This is a genomic window from Microvirga sp. jy35, from assembly GCF_056148915.1.
In genome coordinates this window covers 1-23,021 of the sequence record NZ_JBWBEW010000057.1, presented here as the reverse complement: position 1 = coordinate 23,021, position 23,021 = coordinate 1, and the positions used below count along the sequence as shown (strand labels likewise).

Annotated in this window: 15 protein-coding genes and 5 pseudogenes; 11 read left to right on the top strand and 9 right to left on the bottom strand. The window is 62.2% G+C overall.

The genetic code is table 11. The annotated features are described in order from the left end of the window. Window positions 1-359 precede the first annotated feature (359 nt). From AC0QTX_RS25070 to AC0QTX_RS25055, 4 genes are all read left to right on the top strand, one after another. Window positions 360-2,084, top strand: coding sequence for a type I secretion system permease/ATPase (locus AC0QTX_RS25070; protein ID WP_474606526.1), 1,725 nt, complete (start codon window positions 360-362; stop codon window positions 2,082-2,084). Window positions 2,085-2,104: 20 nt separating this feature from the next. Further along, entirely contained in the window at window positions 2,105-3,391 is a 1,287-nt protein-coding gene (locus tag AC0QTX_RS25065; protein ID WP_474606525.1) for an HlyD family type I secretion periplasmic adaptor subunit, read from the top strand. Between the two features lie 12 nt (window positions 3,392-3,403). Beyond that, window positions 3,404-4,219 carry a histidine kinase gene (locus tag AC0QTX_RS25060; protein WP_474606524.1) on the top strand — a complete coding sequence of 272 codons (816 nt, stop codon included), beginning with the start codon at window positions 3,404-3,406 and terminating at the stop codon, window positions 4,217-4,219. A gap of 491 nt (window positions 4,220-4,710) precedes the next feature. Next, the gene (locus AC0QTX_RS25055) at window positions 4,711-7,857 is read left to right on the top strand and encodes an aminotransferase class III-fold pyridoxal phosphate-dependent enzyme (protein ID WP_474606523.1); all 3,147 of its coding nucleotides are present in this window, start codon (window positions 4,711-4,713) and stop codon (window positions 7,855-7,857) included. Between the two features lie 33 nt (window positions 7,858-7,890). Here the strand turns inward: AC0QTX_RS25055 and AC0QTX_RS25050 are convergent, their stop codons facing one another. Both AC0QTX_RS25050 and AC0QTX_RS25045 read right to left on the bottom strand, forming a co-directional pair. After that, window positions 7,891-8,334 carry an Lrp/AsnC family transcriptional regulator gene (locus AC0QTX_RS25050; protein WP_474606522.1) on the bottom strand — a complete coding sequence of 148 codons (444 nt, stop codon included), beginning with the start codon at window positions 8,332-8,334 and terminating at the stop codon, window positions 7,891-7,893. Between the two features lie 1,138 nt (window positions 8,335-9,472). Further along, window positions 9,473-9,994: an alpha/beta fold hydrolase gene (locus AC0QTX_RS25045; RefSeq protein WP_474606521.1), complete on the bottom strand. Its 522-nt coding sequence runs from the start codon at window positions 9,992-9,994 to the stop codon at window positions 9,473-9,475. Window positions 9,995-10,053: 59 nt separating this feature from the next. Between AC0QTX_RS25045 and AC0QTX_RS25040 the strand changes: the two are divergent. Then, window positions 10,054-10,386, top strand: a pseudogene (locus AC0QTX_RS25040) (MFS transporter); the annotation flags it as partial. Between the two features lie 5 nt (window positions 10,387-10,391). Here the strand turns inward: AC0QTX_RS25040 and AC0QTX_RS25035 are convergent. From AC0QTX_RS25035 to wrbA, 3 genes are all read right to left on the bottom strand, one after another. Beyond that, window positions 10,392-10,781, bottom strand: coding sequence for a hypothetical protein (locus tag AC0QTX_RS25035; RefSeq protein ID WP_474606520.1), 390 nt, complete (start codon window positions 10,779-10,781; stop codon window positions 10,392-10,394). 72 nt (window positions 10,782-10,853) lie between these two features. Then, on the bottom strand, window positions 10,854-12,053 hold the full coding sequence (locus AC0QTX_RS25030; protein ID WP_474606519.1) for an MFS transporter: 1,200 nt from the start codon (window positions 12,051-12,053) through the stop codon (window positions 10,854-10,856). Then, on the bottom strand, window positions 12,053-12,670 hold the full coding sequence (gene wrbA, locus AC0QTX_RS25025; protein WP_474606518.1) for an NAD(P)H:quinone oxidoreductase: 618 nt from the start codon (window positions 12,668-12,670) through the stop codon (window positions 12,053-12,055). The genes AC0QTX_RS25030 and wrbA overlap by 1 nt, the downstream gene beginning before the upstream one ends. Before the next feature lie 114 nt (window positions 12,671-12,784). Between wrbA and AC0QTX_RS25020 the strand changes: the two genes are divergently transcribed. Continuing rightward, window positions 12,785-13,729, top strand: a complete 945-nt coding sequence (locus AC0QTX_RS25020) for a LysR family transcriptional regulator (RefSeq protein WP_474606517.1) — start codon at window positions 12,785-12,787, stop codon at window positions 13,727-13,729. Window positions 13,730-14,035: 306 nt separating this feature from the next. On the opposite strand, the pseudogene ada reads toward AC0QTX_RS25020, so the two are convergent. Beyond that, window positions 14,036-15,043 (bottom strand): annotated as a pseudogene (gene ada / locus AC0QTX_RS25015) (bifunctional DNA-binding transcriptional regulator/O6-methylguanine-DNA methyltransferase Ada). 223 nt (window positions 15,044-15,266) lie between these two features. Here ada and AC0QTX_RS25010 point away from each other — a divergent pair. Then, window positions 15,267-16,036, top strand: a pseudogene (locus tag AC0QTX_RS25010) (SDR family oxidoreductase). A gap of 77 nt (window positions 16,037-16,113) precedes the next feature. Here the strand turns inward: AC0QTX_RS25010 and AC0QTX_RS25005 are convergent. The 3 genes and pseudogenes from AC0QTX_RS25005 to ampC all read right to left on the bottom strand — a co-directional run bounded on the left by AC0QTX_RS25005 (window position 16,114) and on the right by ampC (window position 19,247). Continuing rightward, window positions 16,114-16,517 (bottom strand): annotated as a pseudogene (locus AC0QTX_RS25005) (VOC family protein). A gap of 14 nt (window positions 16,518-16,531) precedes the next feature. Next, on the bottom strand, window positions 16,532-17,749 hold the full coding sequence (locus tag AC0QTX_RS25000; RefSeq protein ID WP_474606516.1) for an MFS transporter: 1,218 nt from the start codon (window positions 17,747-17,749) through the stop codon (window positions 16,532-16,534). Between the two features lie 316 nt (window positions 17,750-18,065). Continuing rightward, window positions 18,066-19,247 carry a class C beta-lactamase gene (ampC, locus tag AC0QTX_RS24995; protein ID WP_474606515.1) on the bottom strand — a complete coding sequence of 394 codons (1,182 nt, stop codon included), beginning with the start codon at window positions 19,245-19,247 and terminating at the stop codon, window positions 18,066-18,068. A 100-nt stretch (window positions 19,248-19,347) separates the two neighbouring features. Here ampC and AC0QTX_RS24990 point away from each other — a divergent pair. The 4 genes and pseudogenes from AC0QTX_RS24990 to AC0QTX_RS24975 all read left to right on the top strand — a co-directional run. Then, window positions 19,348-19,782, top strand: a pseudogene (locus AC0QTX_RS24990) (LysR family transcriptional regulator); the annotation flags it as partial. 94 nt (window positions 19,783-19,876) lie between these two features. Then, entirely contained in the window at window positions 19,877-20,038 is a 162-nt protein-coding gene (locus AC0QTX_RS24985) for a hypothetical protein (protein ID WP_474606514.1), read from the top strand. Window positions 20,039-20,058: 20 nt separating this feature from the next. Beyond that, window positions 20,059-20,229 (top strand): hypothetical protein, encoded by a 171-nt coding sequence (locus tag AC0QTX_RS24980; protein ID WP_474606513.1) that lies wholly within the window; start codon window positions 20,059-20,061, stop codon window positions 20,227-20,229. A 387-nt stretch (window positions 20,230-20,616) separates the two neighbouring features. Then, window positions 20,617-21,738 carry a M20 family metallopeptidase gene (locus tag AC0QTX_RS24975; RefSeq protein WP_474606512.1) on the top strand — a complete coding sequence of 374 codons (1,122 nt, stop codon included), beginning with the start codon at window positions 20,617-20,619 and terminating at the stop codon, window positions 21,736-21,738. Window positions 21,739-23,021: the final 1,283 nt, after the last annotated feature.

Below are 23,021 nucleotides of genomic sequence, written 5' to 3'. Positions count from 1 at the left end.
CGTCATTCTTGCCGTGGCCCGCCTGTGAGGCGGCCCAGATGCTGCGATCGATGGTGAGCCTTGTGCCCGAAGATCAGAGGAATGAATATATACCGGATGGTATAGACGGCGCGGAATACTGAGGATTGACTTGGCGGCAGACGATGAACTCAAGAATATTGCCAAGTTAAAATACTATAACCAACGGTATATTTAGTTAGTTTCTGCCTCAGGTATTCTCGTCTCATACAATTCGACCTGCTGCGGCAGGCGGTGGATACCCCAACATCGCGGCAAGATGCGAGCGCCAAAGGCCTGACCTTTGGCGCATCCGCTGTGGGCGTTCCTTTCATTCTGAACTCGAACCCGAACGGTGAAGCATGGTGCGACCTGGTACCCTGAGGCAGTCTGAGCTGAGAGAGGCCCTTAAACCTTCACGCATGGCCCTTCTTGGGGTCGGCCTGTTCAGTGGAGTGCTCAACATCCTGACGCTGACCGGCTCGGTGTTCATGCTGCAGGTCTATGATCGGGTGATCCCATCACGCAGTGTTCCGACGCTCGTGGGCCTTGCGCTCCTCGTTGCCGGTCTGTTTCTGATGCAGGGCCTGCTTGATCTCATCCGCGCCCGCATGCTCGGGCGCGTGGCCGGTTTGCTCCATGAGCGTTTGAGCAGTCGTGTCTTCGGCATGGCGCTGCGCTTGCCGCTGATGCGCACCACTATCGACGCTCAGCAGCCCATGCGGGATCTCGATCAGGTACGGTCCTTTCTCTCCTCGGGCGGGCCCCTGGCGCTGTTCGATCTGCCATGGCTGCCGTTCTATCTTGCCATCTGTTTTCTCTTTCATCCTCTGATCGGCTGGACCGCACTGGGTGGAGCCCTCGTGCTGATCACGCTGATGCTGCTGACAGAGCTGTTCTCGCGTCGCGCCTCCAAGGATGCCATGCAAGTTGCAGGAACCCGCCACGCACTCGCGGAGGCCGGACAGCGCAATGCCGAGGTGGTCAGTGCCATGGGCATGGCTCCTGCGGTAGCAGTCCAGTGGCATGAGGCCGACCAGCACTTCATGGCCGGTCAACAGCGTCTGGCCGATGTGTCGGGCGGGTTCGGGGCCATGTCGAAGGTGCTGCGGATGGCCCTGCAGTCAGCAGTCCTTGGCGTCGGTGCATTGCTCGTGATCTGGGGCGAGGCGACAGGCGGCGTCATCATCGCGGCCTCCATCATCTCGGCCCGTGCTCTGGCGCCTGTGGAGCTCGCCATTGCGCACTGGAAGGGCTTCATCGCAGCCCGTCAGGGCTGGCGGCGTCTCGGCGAGTTGCTTGCCGCCATCCCAGCCCGTGATGAGCCACTCCCCTTGCGCAAGCCGGTCTCAACCCTCTCGGTGCAGGGCGTCAGTATCACGCCGCCGGGCGATCCGCGCCTGTTGGTCAGGGATGTGACGTTTCATCTCAAGAGCGGCATGGGGCTGGGCATTGTTGGCCCAAGCGGTTCGGGCAAGTCCTGTCTGGCCCGCGCGCTCGTCGGGGCATGGATGCCGGTCCGTGGCAAGGTGCGCCTTGACGCAGCCGCCTTGGACCAGTGGCTGCCGGAGATGCTCGGGCGCCATGTCGGGTACCTGCCGCAGGACGTGGAGCTGTTTGCCGGTACGGTGGCGCAGAACATCGCGCGCTTTCGTCAGGGCGACGATCCCGATCTGGTGATCCAGGCTGCGACCCTGGCAGGCGTGCATGACCTTATCCTGTCGCTGCCGCAGGGCTACGAGACGCCAATCGGCGAGAGGGGAGCAGCTCTGTCCGCTGGTCAGCGCCAGCGCTTGGGCCTGGCCCGTGCGCTCTACGGCGATCCCTTCCTGGTGGTCCTGGACGAGCCGAATTCCAACCTGGATGCTGACGGCGAGCAAGCTCTCATCGCGGCCCTTTTGAGCGTGCGTGCCCGTGGCGGTATCGCCGTGGTGATTGCCCATCGCCCCAGCGTGATGGCAGCGCTCGACCAGGCTCTGATTATGGCAGGTGGCGAGATGAAGGCGTTCGGGCCGAAGGACGAGGTTCTGCGCGATAAGGTGCGGCCGATGGCAGTTCCGATGCGAGCGATGGGAGAGGTGGCGTGAAGACCCAGGAGAAAGAGACAATGGATCGTTCGCTGCGCGGGCATTTGCTGGCCGGTCTGTCCGTGCTGGTGCTGCTGGGCGGGGGCATGGGCGGATGGGCGGCAACGGCAGAATTGTCAGGTGCTGTTGTGGCGCCTGGCTCGGTCGTCGTCGACAGCCATGTGAAGAAGGTGCAGCACCCCACCGGTGGTGTGGTGGGCGAGATCCGCGTGCGGGACGGAGACCGGGTTCAGGCCGGTGACCTGGTGGTGCGTCTGGACGAGACCATCACGCGGGCTAACCTGGCGGTGGTGACCAAGGGCCTGGATGAACTCTCCGCACGACAGGGGCGGCTGGAGGCTGAGCGGGATGGGCTTCCCATCATCAAAGTTCACCCGGAGCTTCAGGCCCGCTCGTCCGACACCGAGATTGCGAGCCTGATCATGGGGGAGCAGAGCCTGTTCAGGCTGCGGCGCGAAGCGCGAGATGGCCTGCGGGCTCAGCTGAAGCAGCAGATCGGTCAACTGCGCGAACAGATTGTAGGTCTTGAGGAGCAGGCGGGCGCCAAGGCTGACGAGATCAAGCTGATCCAGAACGAACTGGAGGGCGTGCGGGAGCTATGGCGCAAGAACCTCGTTCCAATCACCCGTGTAACGCAGCTGGAGCGGGAGGCGACGCGGCTGAGGGGCGAACGCGGCCAGTTGATCGCATCGGTGGCTCAGGCCAAGGGGCGGATCTCCGAAACCGATCTGCAGATCATCCAGATTGACCAGGAGCTTCGAAGCGAGGTGGCCAAGGAGTTGCGGGAGATACAGGCCAAGAACGCGGAACTGGTTGAAAAGCGGGTTGCGGCGCAAGACCAGCTCAAGCGCATCGACATCCGTGCACCGCAGGCCGGCGTGGTGCATCAGCTGGCGGTCCACACGGTCGGCGGCGTGATCGCTGCCGGCGATCCGCTGATGCTTATCGTCCCTGAGGCCGACGACCTGTCGATCGAGGTCAAGATCCAGCCACAGGACATCGATCAGATGAAGATCGGACAGGAGGCGGTGCTGCGGCTGTCTGCCTTCAACCAGCGCACCACGCCTGAAATCCAGGGAACGATCAGCCGGATCGCCGCCGATCTGACCCAGGATCAGAAGACGGGGATTGCCTTCTACACGGCCCGGATCGAAACGAGCGAGAGCGAGCTGGGTCGGCTCAAGGGTCTCAAGCTCGTGCCCGGCATGCCGGTTGAGGCCTTCGTTCAGACAGGCGAGCGTACCGCAGCGTCCTACCTGGTAAAACCTCTCTCTGATCAGCTCAGCCGCGCCTGGCGAGAGGAGTGAGCTTGTGAGTGCATGATCGTCGAGGGCGGCGGGGCAAAGGATGCCATCGAGGGAGAGGCCATTATGAGTGCGCTGAAGGAACGTGGCCGCAGACAATCGGCCAGGCTCTCTGCCTGGCCGGGACCGGATCACGACCAGGAACTTCAGATCCCCATCAGCTCCGCACTCGCACATGCGGCTCAAATCATGCGAGTGCCACGTGCGCTCATTGTTTGGGAGATGTGTGAGGAGCCGTTTCGGGAAGTTGCCATCTGGTCTCAGGAGGGGTTCAGGTACAGCCGGGAGCCGCCAGACCGCTTTGGTGATCTTGTTGCGGCAGCCCTGACCCGTAGAACATTCGGAGTTCCATCCAGAGGGAGAAGGATAGATCGGCTGGCTATGAAAGGAACGCCCACCGGTGAGATGATCGACAAGGAGCTGGGACAGACATTCTCAATTCAAAGCACGATCACAGCACCTTTCTTCCTGCAAGTTTGCCACGGCCGCGTCTTTCTTCTGGATAGGGAAGCAAGCGACGATCATGATCTTCTGCTGGCAGAACTTGTTGCAACTCGCCTTGGCATCGACTTGGAACACCACTGGCTGCGCAGCGAACTGCAGGAGGCCGCGGGGGCAAGAGAGAGGGAGCGTCTGGCGCATGACCTTCATGACGGTGTCCTGCAAGGCTTGGCCGCAGCAGATATTCACCTGAGCCTTGGCTCAGACCACGCTGAAGGTGACATCGGGCAACAGCTTGCCCAAACGCGCCAGCTTCTCTGCGAGGAGCAGCAGCGTATTCGAAAGTTCGTCGAGAGCAGCCGATCTCACAAGGGCTCACTTTCGGCGTGAGCGGGGTTCGCTCCTGAGGCTGACCCATCAGGCATAGAAATCCAGATTTGGGTTCACTGATGAGAGTGAAACCTGAAGGTCCCACCTCCAGCCTTTAACTCAGAGGGAGTGGTGGGACGTCTTGGCTCAATAAGCCGAGCGATCAATTTGGCTGCCAGGGTAAGGTCCGGCCCTGGCACGACGCGGAATTAGCTCGAATGTCAGCTTTAGGCGGGCACACCGGACGCTCACGAACGGCAGGAGATTTCCTTGTTTGACCCAGTTCAGACCTTCCCTCGGCGACTTCCCGCGCCCGTCTCACACCGGGATCATGTCCGGGATGTTCAAGAAAACCGTGTTCACCTCAAGCAGGGTGGGCCAAGCCGCGGTCCATCGCCTCGTGGTGATGTCGGTTTCGGGTCGAACTCGTCCGGCATAATGGCGGTCGAGTTCAGCAAAGTGACGGCCTATCAGCGAATCCGGCTTGGCGACCGCCGCCTGGGAGGGGACTAATGTGCTCCGACCATGTCGCATCTGAGAACTCGGCCCGCGCCGCCGGGGATGTCGGACCTGCGAGCAGGATCGCAAAGAAGGAAATGAACATGCCGGAGGCATCGTCGATGTGTCCCGTCCAGGCGGACAGCGCAACGTGGTGGGCGAATGTGCTCCTGGAGCATTATGGCATCCGGGCCTCCCTCACTCCCCTGGACGGGGAATACGACTTGAATTTCGCCGTGCATCAGGACGGAGGGAGAACCCATGTCCTGAAGGTGATGCGGCTCGGATGCGAGAGCTCGCTCATCGAGGTGCAATGCCAGGCGCTCAACCACGTCGCGCAGCACGGTCCGGAGGTGGTTGTGCCTCGCGTCGTGAGGCCACGGGATGGTTCTCTGTTCGTGTCCGCTCCCGATTGGGACGGTCGGGAACGGCTGGTCTGGCTCATCACGAGCCTTCCCGGCCGGGTCTACGCGCAAACCAACCCGCAGCCCCTGTCGCTGCTGCGCGAGATCGGCGCGACCCTGGCGGCCATGGATCGGGCTCTTGAGGGCTTCGCCCATCCTGCTCTCGGACGGGAGATCAAATGGGATCTCCGCCGATCGGGATGGATCCGCGGTTCGATCGGCCTGATCGACGGTGCCGACAGGCGGGCGATCGTCGAACGGATCGTCGCCGAATTCGAAGGCTGCCTGCTGGGGCGCCTGACCGCGCTTCCCAGCACCGCGATCCACAACGACATCAACGACTACAACATGCTCGTGGATGCGGGCACGGGAGAGCCGCGGCTCTCGGGCATCATCGACTTCGGCGACATGATCGATGGCCCGGCGGTTGCGGAACTCGCGATCGCCGGAGCTTACGCGGTTCTCGGCCAGGAGCGGCCCATTGCGGCCCTTGCGGCGCTCGTCGCCGGGTACGACAGCGTCCGGCCGCTGAGCGATGAAGAACTCGCCTTGATCTATCCTCTCGTCCTGACGCGACTTGCCGTGAGCGTTACGAACTCCGCCATCGTCAAGCGGGAGAAGCCCGACGACCCCTATGTCACGGTGTCCGAGCAACCGGCCTGGAACTTCCTGGAGACGAGCTCAGGCCTTCCGCGCGATTGGGTCCTGTCATGCCTTCGCGTCTCGTGCGGGCGCGCCGGACATCCCCGTGCCGACGCCGTGATGGGCTGGATCGCAAGCCGACGGGGCCGGTTCGCGCCGATGTTCGGGCGGAGCCTGGACGGGATTCCGGTCATCGACCTGAGCGTCGCCAGCCCCGCATCGCCGCGCAACCCGTTCGCGCTCGATCCCGACGACCTGGACGATGCAGTCGCGGAAGCGATGAGGGGCGCGGAGGCAGGACTCGGCCGATATGGCGAGCCGCGTCTCATCTATACCGGGCCCGAGTTCAGGAAGACTCCCTATGCAGGATCCCACAGGCGCTCCGTTCACATCGCCGTCGATGTGTTCATCGACGCCGGCACGGAAGTCCGAGCACCCTTGGACGGGATCGTCCACGCCGTAGAACTGCGGACCGCGCCGCTCGACTACGGCGGCGTCGCGGTCCTGGAGCACGCGACACCGGAGGGCGACAGGTTCTACACGCTCTACGGTCACCTGGCCGCGGACGTCGCTGCGCGGCTTTCCCCTGGACAGGCCGTGGTCGCCGGGGAGGTCATCGCCCTCATCGGCGACCGGGCGGAGAACGGCGGCTGGACCCCTCACGTCCATTTCCAGCTCGGCCTGACCACGCTGGGTCGCGGCGCGGATTGGCCAGGCGTCGCTGATCCCGACGAGTCCGCCGGATGGATGGAGCTGTTCCCGAACGGGGCGGCCCTCCTGAACCTGGCCGACGAGGCGACCGCCGCCGTCACCATCGACTCCGGCGAGATCCTGCCCCAGCGCAAAAAGCGCTTCGCGGGAAACCTGAAGCTCTCCTATCGCGCGCCGCTCACCTTGCTTCGTGGATATCGACAGTTCCTGTTCGACCAGCATGGCCGGACCTACCTCGACGGGTACAACAACGTGCCGCATGTGGGTCACTGCCACCCGCGGATCGTCACCGCGGCAGAGCGGCAGAACCGACTGCTAAATACCAACACGCGGTATCTCCACCCGGCGCAGGTCGCGTATGCGGAGGCGCTGACGTCGCGGCTCCCGGATGAGCTGAGCGTCTGCTTTTTCGTGAACTCGGGAAGCGAGGCGAACGAACTCGCCCTGCGGCTTGCGCGGGCCCACACCGGGGCCATTGACACGATCGTCATGGAGGCCGGCTATCACGGCAACACCAACACGGCGATCGATATCAGTCCGTACAAGTTCGACGGTCCCGGGGGACGGGGCGCGCCGGACTGGGTTGAGGTCGTGCCTGTCGCCGATCCCTACCGGGGTTCGTACAAGGGAAGCGATCCGGAGGCCGGGCGCAAATACGCCGATCACGTGCGCGCCGCCGTCGAACGGATCCACGCGCGTGACCGGAGGGTCGCAGCCTTCATCTGCGAAATCTTCCCGAGCGTCGGCGGCCAGCTCATCCCGCCGCCGGGCTACTACCGCCATGCCTACGAGGCCGTCCGGTCAGCGGGGGGCGTGTGCATCGCCGACGAGGTGCAGACCGGACTCGGCCGCATCGGCACCCACCAATGGGGTTTCGAGACGCAAGGCGTCGTGCCCGACATCGTCGTCCTCGGCAAGCCGATCGGAAATGGGCATCCGATCGGCGCCGTGATCACGACCCCGGCGATTGCGGCCTCGTTCGCGAACGGGATGGAATTCTTCAGCACCTTCGGCGGAAGTACGCTTGCTTGCGTGATCGGCCGCGAGGTCCTTCGCGTCGTCGACGACGAGGGCCTCCAGGCACAGTCCCTGGACGTCGGCACGTTCATGCTGGATGGGCTGCGGGGGCTTCAGGACGAGAGCGCGATCATCGGCGACGTCAGAGGGTCGGGGCTGTTCATCGGCGTGGAGCTGGTCCGGAATCACGACACCCTGGAGCCTGCGCAAAAGGAAGCCTCGTACATCGTGAACCGCCTTCGCGAGCACCGGATCCTGATCGGGACCGATGGCCCATTCGACAACGTGCTGAAGATCAGGCCTCCTCTCTGCTTTACCCAGGAGGACGCGTCCCATCTCCTGCATCGACTTGCAACGGTGCTCAGGGAGGATCCCTGCCGCCTGTAGGGGCGGCAACGTCACGAGGTGGGGGCCCGTGTCTCAGGAGAATACGGTTCTGAAGTTGGTGGCCAGGACCATGTGGGTCCGCACGTCGGCGACCCCGGACATGGTCGAAACCCGATCCCGAACCCTGTTTAGGGTCTCGACCGCGTCGGCGGCAATATCCAGGACAAGGTCGATGTCGCCGGCCACGGACCGGCATTGGATGACCTCGTCGATCTGCCTGATGGCATCGACGACGCCGTAGGCGGGCGTCCTGTCGAGCTTCACGAGCAGGACGGCCTGGTTCGGCCTCGGCGAGACGCTGTCGGACAGGATGGCGCAATAGCCCTGAATGAATCCCTCCCGCTCCAGACGCCGAAGACGAGCCGTCAAGGTGCTGCGGGACAGGCCGACGGCTCTTGCCAGTTGCTTCAAGGGTTCGCGACCGGAACGTGCCAGGATCGCGAGGATCTGGCGGTCTGTTTCGTCGAGAGATGTCATGATGTTGCTCTAACTCTGGTCATCGCGCGAGAGGCGTTCAATCCAACTGCCAAGTCATTTGATCGAGCCGAACAAATCAAGGGGCATCGGCAGCCGGAGCGCGTCCAGACGCGATTTCCATAGGTTGGACAGACGCTCGGGCCGATCTTCGATTGTGCGGTCAAACCGACAATTATCATGGTAGCCCAAACCTCGACCACAATTGCGAAGTCGGGCTGCATGCCAGATTGGTTATGGTGCATTTGGCAAGCAACGGCTGCTAGGCGGCATCCTACCGGCGTTCGTTGATGGCCCTAGGAACGCTGCCGTCCCCAGACGTGCTCGATCCGAGGACCTGGGCATTCACCGACTGACCGAGGGATGTCGGCTCATGGCAGATTTTGTTGAAAAACTCCCGAGCGCTGCTTCGCCGATCTATTAGTTGTATTAGCGCGCCAAACTAGGCCCAGCATCCTGTATGCTGACCACGCCAGAATCGGCAGTTGCGGACTTTTTCAACAGTATCGGCACGTAGCCGAAGTAGGCTTAGAGACCGCAGTTGCAAGGTAAGCGGACCTTCGCACCGACATCCGCTACTACTCAGTTTGACCCGGAGCGGACCATCGCGTGGCGCTACATTCCATAACGCCCCGTTCTGCGAAATTTCCGTGTAAGCGCAAAGCTAAAAGTCAGCCCTGAGCAGAATGCTGGCGAATGGACGCGCCCCTCAGCGATTAGGAAGCTTGCGGTCGAGGAAGTCGAGCATGAGGCTAGCAATCGTTGAGGCGTCTTCTTCCAGCGCGAAGTGGCCCGTCTCGAGCAGGTGGATCTCGCTGTCCGACACATCACGCTCATAGGCCCGTGCGCCAGCAACCGTGACGAACGGATCATTTTTGCCTCAAACGACGAGGGTCGGTGGCCGGTGCTCACGCAAATAGGCCTACCACAGCGGATACTGCTTGGGATTTGGCCCGTAGTCATGCAGGAGCGCGAGCTGGATCTCGTCATTGCTTGGACGCTCGAGCCCCGCCTGGGCGTGCAGCCAGGCATCCGGGCTAATCCGGCTCGGATCCCGCGCACCATGCAGGTACTGAAACCGGGTTGTGTCCAGTGTCAGGAAACCACACAGTGTCCTCTCGGTCTCCGGTGTGCGCTGCTCTCAGGCCGGTCGAGCGGCGTCCATGGCCGGCGACAACCCCTCCTCATATGCATTGGCGTTCTGGACAATGAGCGCGCTTATGCGCTCGGAGTGCTGGACAGCCATATGAAAACCGACAGGGCCGCCGAAATCCTGCATGTAGAGTGCGTAGCGTTCGAGCCCAATTGCCTGCGTGAAGCGGCTCATAATGTCGGCCAAATGGTCGAAAGTGTAGGAGAAGGCAGCAGGAGAAGGCGCGCTGCTGAACCCGTAGCCCGGATGATCAGGGGCAACGACATGATAGCGCTGCGCCAGTCGAGGAATGAGATCGCGGAACATGTGCGAGGACGTGGGAAAGCCATGGAGAAGCAGGGCGGCCGGCGCATCGGGTGAGCCAGCCTCGCGGTAGAAGATCTCAATGTTGTCGATGGCTTGGGTGCGATAGCGCACTTGTGTGGGGTCGGCATGAACCGGCGCGGCAACGAGCGCCGAAGCCACGAAGCCAGCAGCCGCTAGGCTAGCAGTAAGGCGGTTAAGGGTCATCTCCATCTCCCATAGGTAACTATCAAAACTGGTGTTTGATAGTTACCGGAATAAGTGGTCCCATCGTTCCGGCTATGCCCGGCATTCTCGGTACTTGTCCGGCCATCGTCCAGCTCACGTTGAGCCTCTACATGGTAATGCTCGGCCTGGGCGAGATCATCTTCTGACCGATCTCCGACCGCATCGGACGGCGGCCCGCTCTTATCGGAGGCGCGATCCTATTCGCAGCAACATCGTTTGGTCTGGCAACGTCATTGGTCGCAATACCCTTTGTCGCGCTTCGCTTCTTGCAAGCCTTTGGTCGTTCGGTAGTCATGGTGGCCACCTTCGCGGCCGTCCGGGAGGTCTATGCCCATCGTCCGGAAAGTGTGGTCATCTACAGCCTGTTGACGATGCCCTACAGCCGAAGAAAGCCTGCAAGGCGCGGCGTCAGGGTTGCCCGACCGTCATCGAGCATTGGGCGCATCCGTTCCAGTACCGCCGCGCTTGGGTCGCCGTGAATCTGGAATTCCGCAACCACACAATATTCCATGACCTTGGCGATGTATGGATCGGCGAGCCGCCAGTGCTCGAGGACAGCCTTGGAGTCCGGATAGAGCTGATAGCTGACCGCGAGCATGCGGTGCTCGTCGATGAAGGTCTGTACCATCAACTGCGGGCCGTTTTCCTCCACGAATTCAACCGCATCGATAATGGCTCGCTTGAACGCGTGAAGATGGCCTTTCGTGATCCGCATTGTGTTGCGGAACAAGATCATTTCGTCGAATTTTAGCAGACTAGGATTCATTTTGGCCTCCGCCCCAATGGCATAGAGATGATCAAACAGACGCTCTATCGATTGGCTCCCTCTGAGGCACTCTTATGGGGTCAGCTCGTCACTGAAGCTGACGACCAGCACGGCTATGGTGGCAATCAAACAGGAGATCAGGATGATCCCGGCTGCCGCTTTCCACCCGTAAGACGCGATTGTACCACCGATTGTGACAGGACCGATCACCTGGCCGAGATTGCTGCCTTGCATGACAAGCCCGATGACCACAGGGGCGAGCGCAGCGGAGGGCGCCACGAGTGGGGCTGATGAGATCAGAGTGGCTGGGATCAAGCCGCCAACTCCGGAGAACAGAATGCAGAGAGCGAGAGTTGGCGTACCGCCAAAAACCTGCAGGAAGATTCCGATCCCGGTGAGACCCATGCTGAGGTACGCCCCGGAGAGGAGCACAGAGCGACTGGTGCCACGCGCCAGCAGGTAGCCCGCCGCGAGATTGCCGATGATGTTCGCGCCGGTGGCAACGGAACTGAGCAGTCCGGCGGTACCATGCGCGATCTCCATCTGCTCCATCAGCAGCACCGGGAGAAAGCTGAACAGGGCAAAGAACATTAGGTTGTAGCAGGCAAAACACACCGCCAGGAGAACGGGCTCCCTGCTTGTCAGCACCCGCAGCGCATCGGACGCCGCGCTCCTCCAGGAGACTGACACGCGTTCTGGTGCAGCCGGGACAATCGTCAACCCTGCCACGATGGCTGCTGCCGCCATACCCGCATTGCCCCACCAGAGCGTGCGCCAGTCGCTGAACAGCGGGCCCGCGAGCATGGCAAGCGCCATGCCGGCCGGCATGAAACAACTCCACAGGGCAAAGGCGAGGTCGCGCTGCCCGGGCTGCACCACCCGATGGAGGATGGAAGGACCGGCTACGGTGACCAGAAGAAAGCCGAAACCTTCCAAGACCGGCGAGGCCAGAAGCACGGGGAACCCTGGCGCTGTTGCGCCGATGACCGTACCCAGAGCGATCACACCGAGACCGAGGATCAGCATCCAGCGATCCCCAGCGCGAGCGACGAGCGTGCCGGCGGGAATCCCGCCCACGAGACCAAGGACAGCAAAGATCGAGGTCAGCCAACCGGCAGCCGCGAGATCAAGGCTCAGGTCTGTCTGCAACAGGGGCGTGGCAATGGCCGCCTTGCCGACCTGCATTGCGGTGACGATGCCAGACCCCACCACCACACTGACAACGCCCCAGTGGGTGTGGCGCGGGATCGCTGCGTACGCTGCTGTGATCATCACGCCGCCTCTTTCAGGCGCGCAGCGGCCAGAACTCGAGCGATCTTGGCGACGTGATAGCCCTGAAAGCTTGCTCCTTCCAGTTCGTTGGCGCTGGGCTGGCGATCTCCGCCTTGGCCATCATCGGCCAACGTTGAGGCGCCGTAGGGGGAACAGCCGGTGATCTCGTCCATCCGGCCCTGGCCTTTGAAGGTGTACGGCAGCCCGACTACCACCATGCCGAGGTGGAACAGAACCGTATGGACGGAGAGAATCGTGCTTTCCTGGCCGCCATGCTGGCTGCCGGTGGAGGTAAAGACGCCGCCGACCTTGCCGACCAGCTTGTCCTCGAACCAGAGGCCTCCGCACTGGTCGAGGAAGTTCTTCATCTGCGAGGCCATGTTGCCAAAGCGCGTGGGCGTGCCAAAGACGATCGCATCGTAGTCGGGCAATTCAGCAACGGTTGCGATCTCAGCCGCCTGATCGCGCTTGTATCCCGCCTTCTGGGCGCTGTGGTCGGGAACAAGTTCCGGCACGCGCTTGATCACCGCTACGGCTCCCGCATCCCGAGCACCTTGGGCAACCGCTTGGGCCATCGTCTCGATGTGGCCGTAGGACGAGTAGTACAGCACCAGCACCTTCGTCGTCGCTCTTCCTCTGCCGCTTCTTGAAGTGAGTTGCAGGGAGCATACGCCTATGCTTGATATGTGGGAGTTAGATAAGATCGATGGGTTTGATCGATGGGATAGATCATGCTGGATGTGCTGACCCTAGATCAACTGCGAACCTTCGTGACGGTGGCGGACAGCGGAAGCTTCCGCTCGGGGGCTGCGCGGCTGTCCCGGGTCCAGTCCGCGGTCAGCCACGCCATTGCCAATCTGGAGGCTGAACTCAGGGTGGCTTTGTTCGACCGGAGTGGGCATCGGCCGGTACTGACGCCCGAGGGGCAGGCGCTGCTGGCCAACGCCCGTGACATTCTTCTCAGGGTCGATGCCATGCGGGCACGAGCCCATGATCTCGGTGAGGGTGTTGAACTCGAGTTGTCGCTCACGGTTGACACCCTGTTTCCGATCGCAGCCGTCGGGGCGGCATTGACGGAGATGCGCGTGACCTATCCCTCAGTGTCGATCCGGCTGGCGGTCGAGCCTCTGGGCGGGCCGATCACGTCGCTGATCGAGAAGCGCAGCGCGCTGGCTATTGTCGTAGGCGAGGACTTCCGTGATCCGCGGATTGCACTCGAAGCAATCTCCTCCATAGAACAGGTTGCTGTGGTCTCACCGGTGCATCCGCTAGGCCTGCGCTCAAAGAGTGAGGATATTAGCCTGCCCGATCTTGCCGATCATCTTCAGATTGTCTTGGGCGATCCCACACCCCTGTCGGAAGGGCGTAGTTTCGGTGTTCTGTCACCCCAGACCTGTCGTGTCAGCAGCCAGGACACCAAGCATGCCATGATCCTGGCAGGCTTGGGATGGGGGCGCCTGCCATTCTGGCAGGTGCAGCGTGATCTGAGTGAAGGGAGCTTAGTGCGCGTGGCCACAACGGCGCTCGGCCGGAAGGGGCAGGTGTCCTCCGAGGCGTATATCGCCCACCGCCTGGATGAGCCGCTTGGACCTGCCGCTCAGGTGTTCCGCAAAGCATTAGCGCAATTGACTGCCGTTTCATCCAACCCCAGCAGCACGCCCAGCGATGGATCGTGATTCGACATGAGAAGTGGTGCTGATCCGTATAGATCGCAGCAAGACATTGGGACGACCATCGCGCGAGATCCAAGGGGTCAATCAAAGAGGCTTGGAGCATAGAAGGTCAATTAGACTGTCCTTTTACAAGGGCAGCATGAACATTGGGACTGAGGTTTTACGAACCCTTGAAGCTGCAACTCTGTCTAGTCCTACAACGGCACTCGCACGCTTCCCTGGGGATTAGTCCGCGGATCGGCGCCCAGCCGTTGTCGCTGAGGTGATCGATGATCACCGGCCAGTCGTGAGCGGTTGTGTGCCCTGCCGTCATGCTGCCGTCTCTCGCTTCAGAAGTTCGCGCTTGCGCTCAACGCCCCAGCGGTAGCCGGAAAGGTCACCGTCGGCCCGCACGACGCGATGGCAGGGGATCGCAACCGCGAGCGGGTTCGCGGCGCAGGCCTGCGCGACCGCCCTCACTGCCGTCGGCTGGCCGATCCGGGCAGCGATCTCGGTATAAGTGGCGGTGCGTCCGACGCCGATCTCGCGCAGCGTCTGCCACACCCGCTGCTGGAACGCCGTTCCCCGGAGGTCGAGCCCCGCCTTCGGCTGTTCCACGAGCCCCACCACCGCCGCGACGATCCTCTCGAAGCCGGCATCACCGCCAACGAGGTCGGCGCGCGGGAAGCGGTCTCGAAGATCCCGTGTCAAGGCCTCGGGATCATCGCCGAGAAGGATCGCGCAGATCCCCTTCTCGGTAGCGCCGACGATGATCGATCCCAGCGAGCATTCTCCCACGGCGAAGTGAATCTGTGTCCGTGAGCCTCCCCGCCGGTAGCTCGTCGGGGCCATACCGAGAACCTCCGGGACCGTGGCGTAAAACCGTCCACTCGAGTTGAACCCGGACTCGTAAATGGCGGGCGTCACCATATCGGCGGCAGGAAGTGTCTCGCGGAGGATTTTCGCGCGGTGCGCCGCAGCATAGGCCCTCGGCGTGAGTCCCGTGACCGACTTGAAGACGCGGTGGAAGTGATACGGGCTCAATCCCATGGACTCGGCCAGGTCAGCGAGTGACGGCAGGCTCTCGGCTTCATCGATCAAGCGGCACGCCGCGACAACCGCCCGCGTGTCCTACTCCTGCTGTGACGGGCCGTTCGGCCGGCAGCGCAGACAGGGCCGGAATCCCGCTCGTTCTGCCGCCTCGCACGTCGGATAAAAGGTGACGTTCTCGGTGCGGGGCCGGCGGGCCAGACACGAGGGGCGGCAATAGATCCCGGTGGTGCGGACGGCATAGACGAAGGTTCCGTCCGCGGCCGGGTCTCGAGGGCGGCCCAGCAGGTATCGCCATCCGGCATGACTTTCAACATGGCCCTGTGCTCCGTTCGTTGAGTACCCAGACTAGGATCGGCGGACGGAGCCGACACTCCGTCGCTTGCTGTCGAATTCAATCAACAAATCCCGAGGGACCGACACCCGAATTCTGCCGCAAGTTTCGGAGTGCAGGAGCAAGGCGACTGCCCCCATGACCGAGGTCTCATGCAACAACAGTGAGATCAAAAACATGGGTATGCTTCAAGGAAAGGTCGTCATCGTCACTGGTGCGAGCTCCGGCATCGGCTACGCCACGGCCAAACTGTTCGCCCGGGAGGCGCGAGCGTCGTGGGGACGGCTCGTCGTGAGGGAGCGCTGAGCGATCTCGTTCAGGAAATCCTCTCAACCAGCGGAAAGGCCGTTGCCCTTGCCGGCGACGTCCGGGACGAGACCCTCGCCCGCACGCTCGTCGACACGGCGGTTTGCGGCTTCGGCGGGCCGGACATCGCCTTCAACAACGCCGGCGGGGTGGGCGAGATGGGTCCCGTATCGGGCCTCTCATTGGACGGCTGGCGGGAGGCCATCGACACCAACCTGACCAGCGCCTTTCTCGGGGCCAAGTACCAGGTGCCGGCCATGGTCGACCGGGGTGGCGGCTCGATCGTCTTCACCTCGACCTTCGTGGGCCACACGGCCGGCATGCCTGGCATGAGCGCGTATGCCGCGAGCAAGGCGGGTCTGATCGGCCTGACCCAGGTGCTTGCGGCCGAGTACGGCTCGAGGAACGTCCGGGTGAACACCGTCATCCCGGGCGGGACCGACACGCCATCCAACGTGGCCAACAGTCCCGACGCCACGCCGGAGCTCGTCGCCTTCGTCAAGGACCTTCATGCGCTGAAGCGCCTTGCGACCCCCGATGAGATCGCGAGGGCCGTGCTCTTCCTGGCATCCGACGCCTCGGCCTTCGTCACGGGCAGCGCTCTGGTGGCCGATGGGGGCCCTGCGATCAGCAGAACCTGACAATCCTTGGTTCCCTTCGGGTGGCCTCCGCGAGGCCACCCGTTCACGTTCTATTGGCAGCCCGATCTGCTGGGTGCTCAGTCCCGACCGTCTGTGAATGGAACAAGATCCCACAGATTGCCGTACAGATCCTCGAACACGGCGACGATGCCGTACGGAGCCTGCTTTGGCTCGCGAACGAACCTGATGCCCTGCTCAACCATCCCAGCGTAATCCATTTGAAAGTCATCGGTGCGAAGGAACAGGAAGACGCGCCCCCCGCCTGGTTGCCGATGAATGTCTCCTGGTGGGGAGTGGAGGCGCGTGCCAGAAGCAATGACGTCGTTCCATCGCCTTGGGGGCGAACGACAACCCAACGCTTGTCCTGCTCCGGCTGGTACGTGTCCTCGAGCAGCTCAAACCGGAGCTTGTTGACGTAAAAGTCGATAGCCTCATCGTAGTCGCGAACCACGAGAGCAATATGCGCGATACTCTGCTTCAAGCCGATCTCCTGTGTTAGACATACCCTGTTGGATCATGATGTTGTGAGCTCGCCACAGGCATTCTGGGCAGCAGCACAAGCAAGCCGACGGACAAGGCATGGATCCCGCAGGTCACCGCGCCGAGGGCCCACAAACCCTGGTTGACGAAAGGCGCGGCGACCATTGTGCCCAGACTGGTCGCGGCCAGGATGAAGAAGACGATCAGGGCCGAACCACGGGCGCTGTTGGTGCCGGATGCAACGATCCCGCGATAGAACCCGAGCGGGCCACGAAGTCCCAGGCCAACGTTCATCGGGAGGAACAATGCTGGAAGCAGTGCACTGTCGCTCCCGCCGGCGAGGGCATAGGCCAGGATCGTTACGGCGCTTGCCAGAGCCATGGCCGTCCCGAAGAAGATGATGCGCTCGGTGCACCAGCGCTCGGCGCAGCGAGAGGTCAGATTGGCCGCAACGATGAAGCCGAGGACGCCGCACACCTGCATGGCAATGAAATCATCCAGGGTGCCGCCCATGGTCCCCACGATCACGGCCGGGGCGCCGAAGACAAAGACGACCAAGCCGGCCAATGTCATGGCCTGTGACAGTGCATACCGCATGAACACCGGGTCCATGAGGAGCGCACGGTAGCTGCCGTGTGCACCCGTCGCTTTCGGCTGACGCGGCAGCCCCAGCACGAATATCAGCGCCGCCGCGGCGATCGCCACAACTCCAACAAGCTCGAACGAGCTTTGCCACCCGAACCTGGCGAGGAGAAAGACGCCGAGAATAGGCGCCAGGGCAGGAACGAGGGACTCGACGCTGCCGAGAAAGCCAATGGCACGAACACCAGCCTTCTCGCTGAAGATCTGTCTGATGATGGCGGGCCCGAAGACGGGTGCGGCCGCCGATGCGGTCCCCTGAACAAAGCGCAGCACGATCAAGGTCCAGATACTCGGTGACTGGGCGCAAGCCACCGATGCGATCGCAAACACAACGAGCGAGGATACAACCAGGGTTCGCGGGGTCAGGCGATCTGCCAACTCCCCGAAGAGCAGGAGTCCTATGGCTGTGCCGGCGACGTAGGAGGCCAACACGAGCTGAGAGGTGGCCTCGCCTGTCGCAAAGATCGCCGGCAGGATGAGGTCGGTTCCTGCCAGGGACAGGACCGCGCAGAGCATCAGCAGGGCGAAGATGACTCCACGACGGGAGGCGGTTATGGAGCCTTCCCGCCGATCTCGAGAGGATGCGAGCATGACTGAAACTGTCTTTGATGTCAGGAAGGCCGCTTGGTGCATCGTCTCCGGGCGAGAGAGGACGGCCGAGCCGAATCCCGCTGCTATCCGGAGACGCCAGTAGGGAGTGCGCCCGCCGGGCAACCGGCGCACGGAACATTGGGGGCAGCAATGTTCTGCATCAACGACATTGGGATTAGATACCGCGTTCTGGGCACTAATTCAAGGTATGGAGCCTTAGTCTTGACCCGCGGGTAGTTGCGCGGGGCTAACGGCGGATGTCCGTCTCTGCGGAGTCATATTCCTAACGGTGTCCATGGGCGCACCGGGCAGTGATCTATGGCTCTATCGTGCCGAGCTGGCTGTCCAGCGCGGTCAGGATCCGGTGGGCGGCCTTCACCCGGGCCGGGATGGGAAAGTTCCTGTTCGCCAGCATCACGACACCGATGCCCTTGGCGGGCACAAAGGCCACATAGGCACCGAACCCGTTCGTCGACCCGGTCTTGTTGATCAGCACGTCTTTCCGAGGAGATAATGGCTGGTCAAACCTCGTCACTTCGTTGGGCTTGAACATCACTTGGACGGCATTGCCTGCGAGCAGTCGGTCGAGATCAGTCGGATAGGCGAACATCTCCCATCCCAGGCCCTGCATCATGTCGCCGACCCTGTAGTATCCAGTATGCGTCGCCCTGATCGCGCGCTGCATCGTCTCGTCCAAGGTTGAGGCGTTCATGTTCGCCTCCGCGAAGCGGATGAGGTCAGCCGACGTCGTCTTCACACCATACGCTTCCGAGTCCCAGATGCCCGGCGACACCCGGATGGGCTTGCCATCCTTAGAATAACCGTAGGCGTAGTCGCCCATCCGGTCCTGGAGCACCCGGATGTAAGTGCGTTTCAGGCCGAGCGCCGGAAAGAGCATGTGCTCCATCAGGTCGTCGAAGGGCTTGCCCATGCTCCTGGCGGCAAGATGGCCGAACAGGCCGATGCTCGGGTTCGAGTATTGCCGATGGGTGCCGACGGAATAGGCCGGGCGCCAGTTCCGGTAGTAGGCGATCATCGTGTCCTGATCGGTGACATTGTCAGGAAACTGCAAGGGCAGGCCGCCCGCCGCATAGGTCCCGAGATCGAGAAGGCTGATCTCGTCGAAGCTACTGCCCGCGAGAGCGGGCATGTAACGGCTCGCCTTGTCGGAAAAGGACAGGGCGCCCGTCACCTGCGCATAGGATGCCAGGGTTGCGGTGAAGGTCTTGCTGATTGAGCCGACCTCGAACAGTGTGTCCTCAGTGACCTTCTGCCCACTCTCCTTCGATGCGACCCCATAGTTGAAGTAGGAGCGCTGGCCCTGGACCGTGACCGCCACGGCTATGCCGGGCACGTTGTACTCTTCCATGACAGGCCGGATCGCCTCAGTCACGACCTGCGCAAGGCGGTCGTGGCTTCCACCCTCGGCGGCACGGGCCCACGGGGCAAAGAACAGGGAAGCGGCTGCGAGATATCCAAACTGTCTGCGTGTGATCATGGCGCCTTTCCTCCGTTGACTGACGGACCTTGACCGATGGACTGGATTCCCACAAACGAGGAATTCTCGCCAGAGCCATTAGAAAAACTAGGTCTTGAGCATGGCCCGCCCGCATCTCCCCCTCAACGCCCTGCGAGCCTTCGAAGCCTCGGCCCGGCATCTCAGCTTCACCCGGGCCGGGCTGGAGTTGCGCGTAACGCAGGCTGCGGTCAGCCACCAGGTGAAGGGCCTTGAGGAGATGCTGGGCATCACGCCCTTTCGCAGGCTGCCCCGCGGGCTCGCCTTGACGGACGAGGGGCTGGTGCTCGTGCCCGTGCTCACCGAGGCGTTCGAGCGGATCGGCTCGACGCTCGATCGGCTGGAGCATGGCAAAATTTCGGAGGTCGTCACGGTCGGATGCAACAGCACTTTCGCGAACGGATGGCTGCTCCAGCATCAGGATGAGTTCCGGGCCCGGCACCCTTTGATCGACTTGCGCCTGCTGATCAACAACAACCGGGTCGATGTGGCAGGTGATGGCCTCGTCTGGTCGATATCGCTCTAGGTCGCTCGGGTCTCCACTCATCAGGCCAGCATAGGCTCGTCCGGTTGGTGAGCGACTTCAGGCATGCGGATTTCGCGCCCACCTCTTGCACAAACGTGCCGAGCTCCTGCCGCTTGAGGAGCAGGCCTTAGCCCTCAAGCTCGTTGAGAGCCTCCCTGACGGCTCGTCGGCCGACACCGAGGAGGTGCTCGTGACTATCCCAGGTGGCGGGATGGTGCTCCTGAGCTGCGCCATCCCTGACACCTGAGCCGCTTGGGCATATGACTCTTGCAGGCTCTCAATAAGTTCCGCATCGGGCACATCGCGTCCGTGGCGGACATCGCCATCGACGTTGTCCCCAGCAAACAGGAGGATCTGGGGCTGGTAAGCCACGACTGCATCCCAGATCGGCTGCGGCTTCTCCTCATCGGCACAGGAGCCGAAAGCAATCCGCATTAGAGGGGAGGAGTGTCTTGGACCCTGAGAGAATCAAGCAACAACCATCCGAACAGAATAGCGGGAATGAAGCGGCATATCGGCTCCTTCCGCCAAGGAGAGTTTCTCTGAGTTGCATGGCTAGATTGTGACAGGCGACCATGTGTTGAGGTGCAAGTCGACATCGCTCTTGGTGACCTCATGACCACGTCAGCTTTCACTTGGCTGATGCAGGAACCCGTGGTGAGCGCCAGCGGGCTGGATCTGCAGGGACAGGATCTGGCCCTACGCCCGGGCCAAGTGCCTCTGGCACCGCAACCGACACGCAGTTTGCATCCCGTCCGTGCCCCTTCAGGATCAGCCGCCCGCCGGTGATCTGGTCCTTGCAAGACTCCTCAGAAAGTGAGGTCAATGATCAACTCACCCGCTGTCGCACTTACCCAGGTGCTGATCCGTCAGAACACCATCAACCCTCCCGGCAATGAGGCTCAGTGTGCAGCCCTCATGGCCAAGCGTCTGGAGGAGAATGGCTTTGCCGTCACGGCAACCCCGTTCGGGGACGGACGCACGAACCTGATTGCGCGCCTCGGCGGCCGTGATGTCTTACCGCTTGCCTTCACCGGCCATCTGGACACGGTGCCGCTTGGGTTGCAGCCATGGACGGTCGACCCGTTCGGCGGCGATATCGACGGCGATCGGGTGTATGGCCGCGGCTCCAGCGACATGAAGGGCGGCGTTGCCGCCTTTGTCGAAGCCTGCATCGCTCACCGTGCTGCGCTGGAGAAGGGCCCCGGTGCCGTGCTGATCATCACCGCCGGTGAGGAGACCGGTTCGGAAGGAGCCTACCACCTGTGCCGGCAGAGGGGGCTCCTGGGCGCGGCCGGTGCCCTGATTGTCGCCGAGCCAACCTCCAACACCCCGCTCATCGGCCATAAAGGAGCTCTGTGGTTGAAAGCAGTCGCACGGGGCGTGACCGCGCACGGCTCCATGCCGGAGAAGGGGGACAACGCCGTCATCAAGGCAGCGCATGCGGTCATGAGGCTGACGGACTTTGACTTCAATGTGCAGCGGCACGCGATATTGGGCGGGCCGACGTTGAACATCGGTACCTTCCATGGCGGATTGAACACCAACTCGGTTCCCGACCATGCTGAAGTGAGCCTCGATATCCGCACTGTGCCGGGCCAAGCGCATGCCTCAGTGTGTGAGATGGTCGGGAGCTTTCTAGGCGACGAAATGGAGATCTCACCGATCATCGACGTGCCGGCCGTATGGACTGATCCCGCCGATCCATGGATCCAGCGGGTCCTTGAGATCATGGCGCCGCTCCTTGGGGAGATGCCGGTGCCGCAGGGGGCGACCTACTTCACTGACGCATCGGCGCTGACCCCGGCCATGGGCAACCTGCCAACAGTCATTCTCGGGCCCGGAGAAGCGGCCATGGCGCACCAGACGGACGAGTACTGCCTCGTCTCACGCATCGACCAAGCGGTTGAGGCCTATGGCCGGATCATCGAGGATTGGTGCAAGTGACCCGACGTCTGACTGCCCTTGAAGCCGCGCAACGCATCGGAGTGCCTTGCCTCTCTGAGGAGCGGTACGGAGACCATGAGCAAGGGGCTGGGCGCCGTCTTGCTAAGCATTGTCGACGTTTGGCGCATTCTCACTCAATTTGTGAGGATAGCTATGGCCGAGCATTGCGCTCGTACCTTCAAGCTCCGGCACTATCGCCTTCCAAAGCGCCTCGTGGACTGTATGAAGTGCAAGCCACGGAGCCGGCTCGATGTGACTAGACTGTTCGAGAAGTTTGAGGCGTCCTATCCGTTTATCAGCGGGTAGACCGGCTGCCCCCGGATTGGAAGTGCAATAAGCCTAACTTGACTCTGGCCTATGCGCTCCATCCGCGCGCGATGTAATATCTCACCATCCTCCGGAATGGCAGGGGCGGGTTGAGTGATTAATCCTCGGCATGCACGATGGCCGGAAGCTGGAGCCGATCTATGCAAGACCAGGATAACAATAGAAGCTGCAGCAGCCGCTGGCGGACGCCCTGAGCACGCAGCAAATCGGCCGCGCCGGATAGATGCAGGCATGCTGCTCGATCAAGCCAACCCACATTTCGGTATCTTCTGGAAGATGCCAGCGACCTTTTTGAGTATGTTCCATTCTATACGGCGCCATCCAATTCGCCCCGCAGCCGCGCGATATCAAGGGCTAGATTGGCGTGCGGTGGAGGATCCCCAGTGCTCATCGAGCTGCCCTGAACCGGAGAGCCACCCCACGGGCCAAGATCGCCACTTGCGAAGCATTGATGGGGAGATCCCAACTCGGTCGCGATCTGTATGCGGGGGTGCCGCTGCCTTCCAGAAGCGCTACGGCGTCTCGCTTGAACCGGGGGGTGAACCCCCGCCTCGTCTTCGTTATTGAATACCTTCCCGCTCGACAGGAGCGTATCAGAAGTATGCGTCAGACGGCTCTCCCGCACTTTGCTGAGAAAAGTCTCAATGGAAATCGAAGATACAACCAAGCAGCATGGCTGATAACTTCAGGCGGGAAGCGGGGGACGAGCGGAGCGAGGCTGACGCGCTTTTTCATCCCTCACCTATACCTGCATCCGGTCACACTGACGATGCCGACATGATCCGACCTTCTTTACCACTCATTCAATGATTTCAGAATCGCTGCGCGGTAAAGGGCTTCCCATCGACCGGACCGGTGCGGCCGTCGATCAGGCCGGCGACCATCTGGGCCGTAACAGCGGCCTGGGTGAGACCGTAGTGCCCGTGACCGAAGGCATAGATCACGCGCCTGTCCTT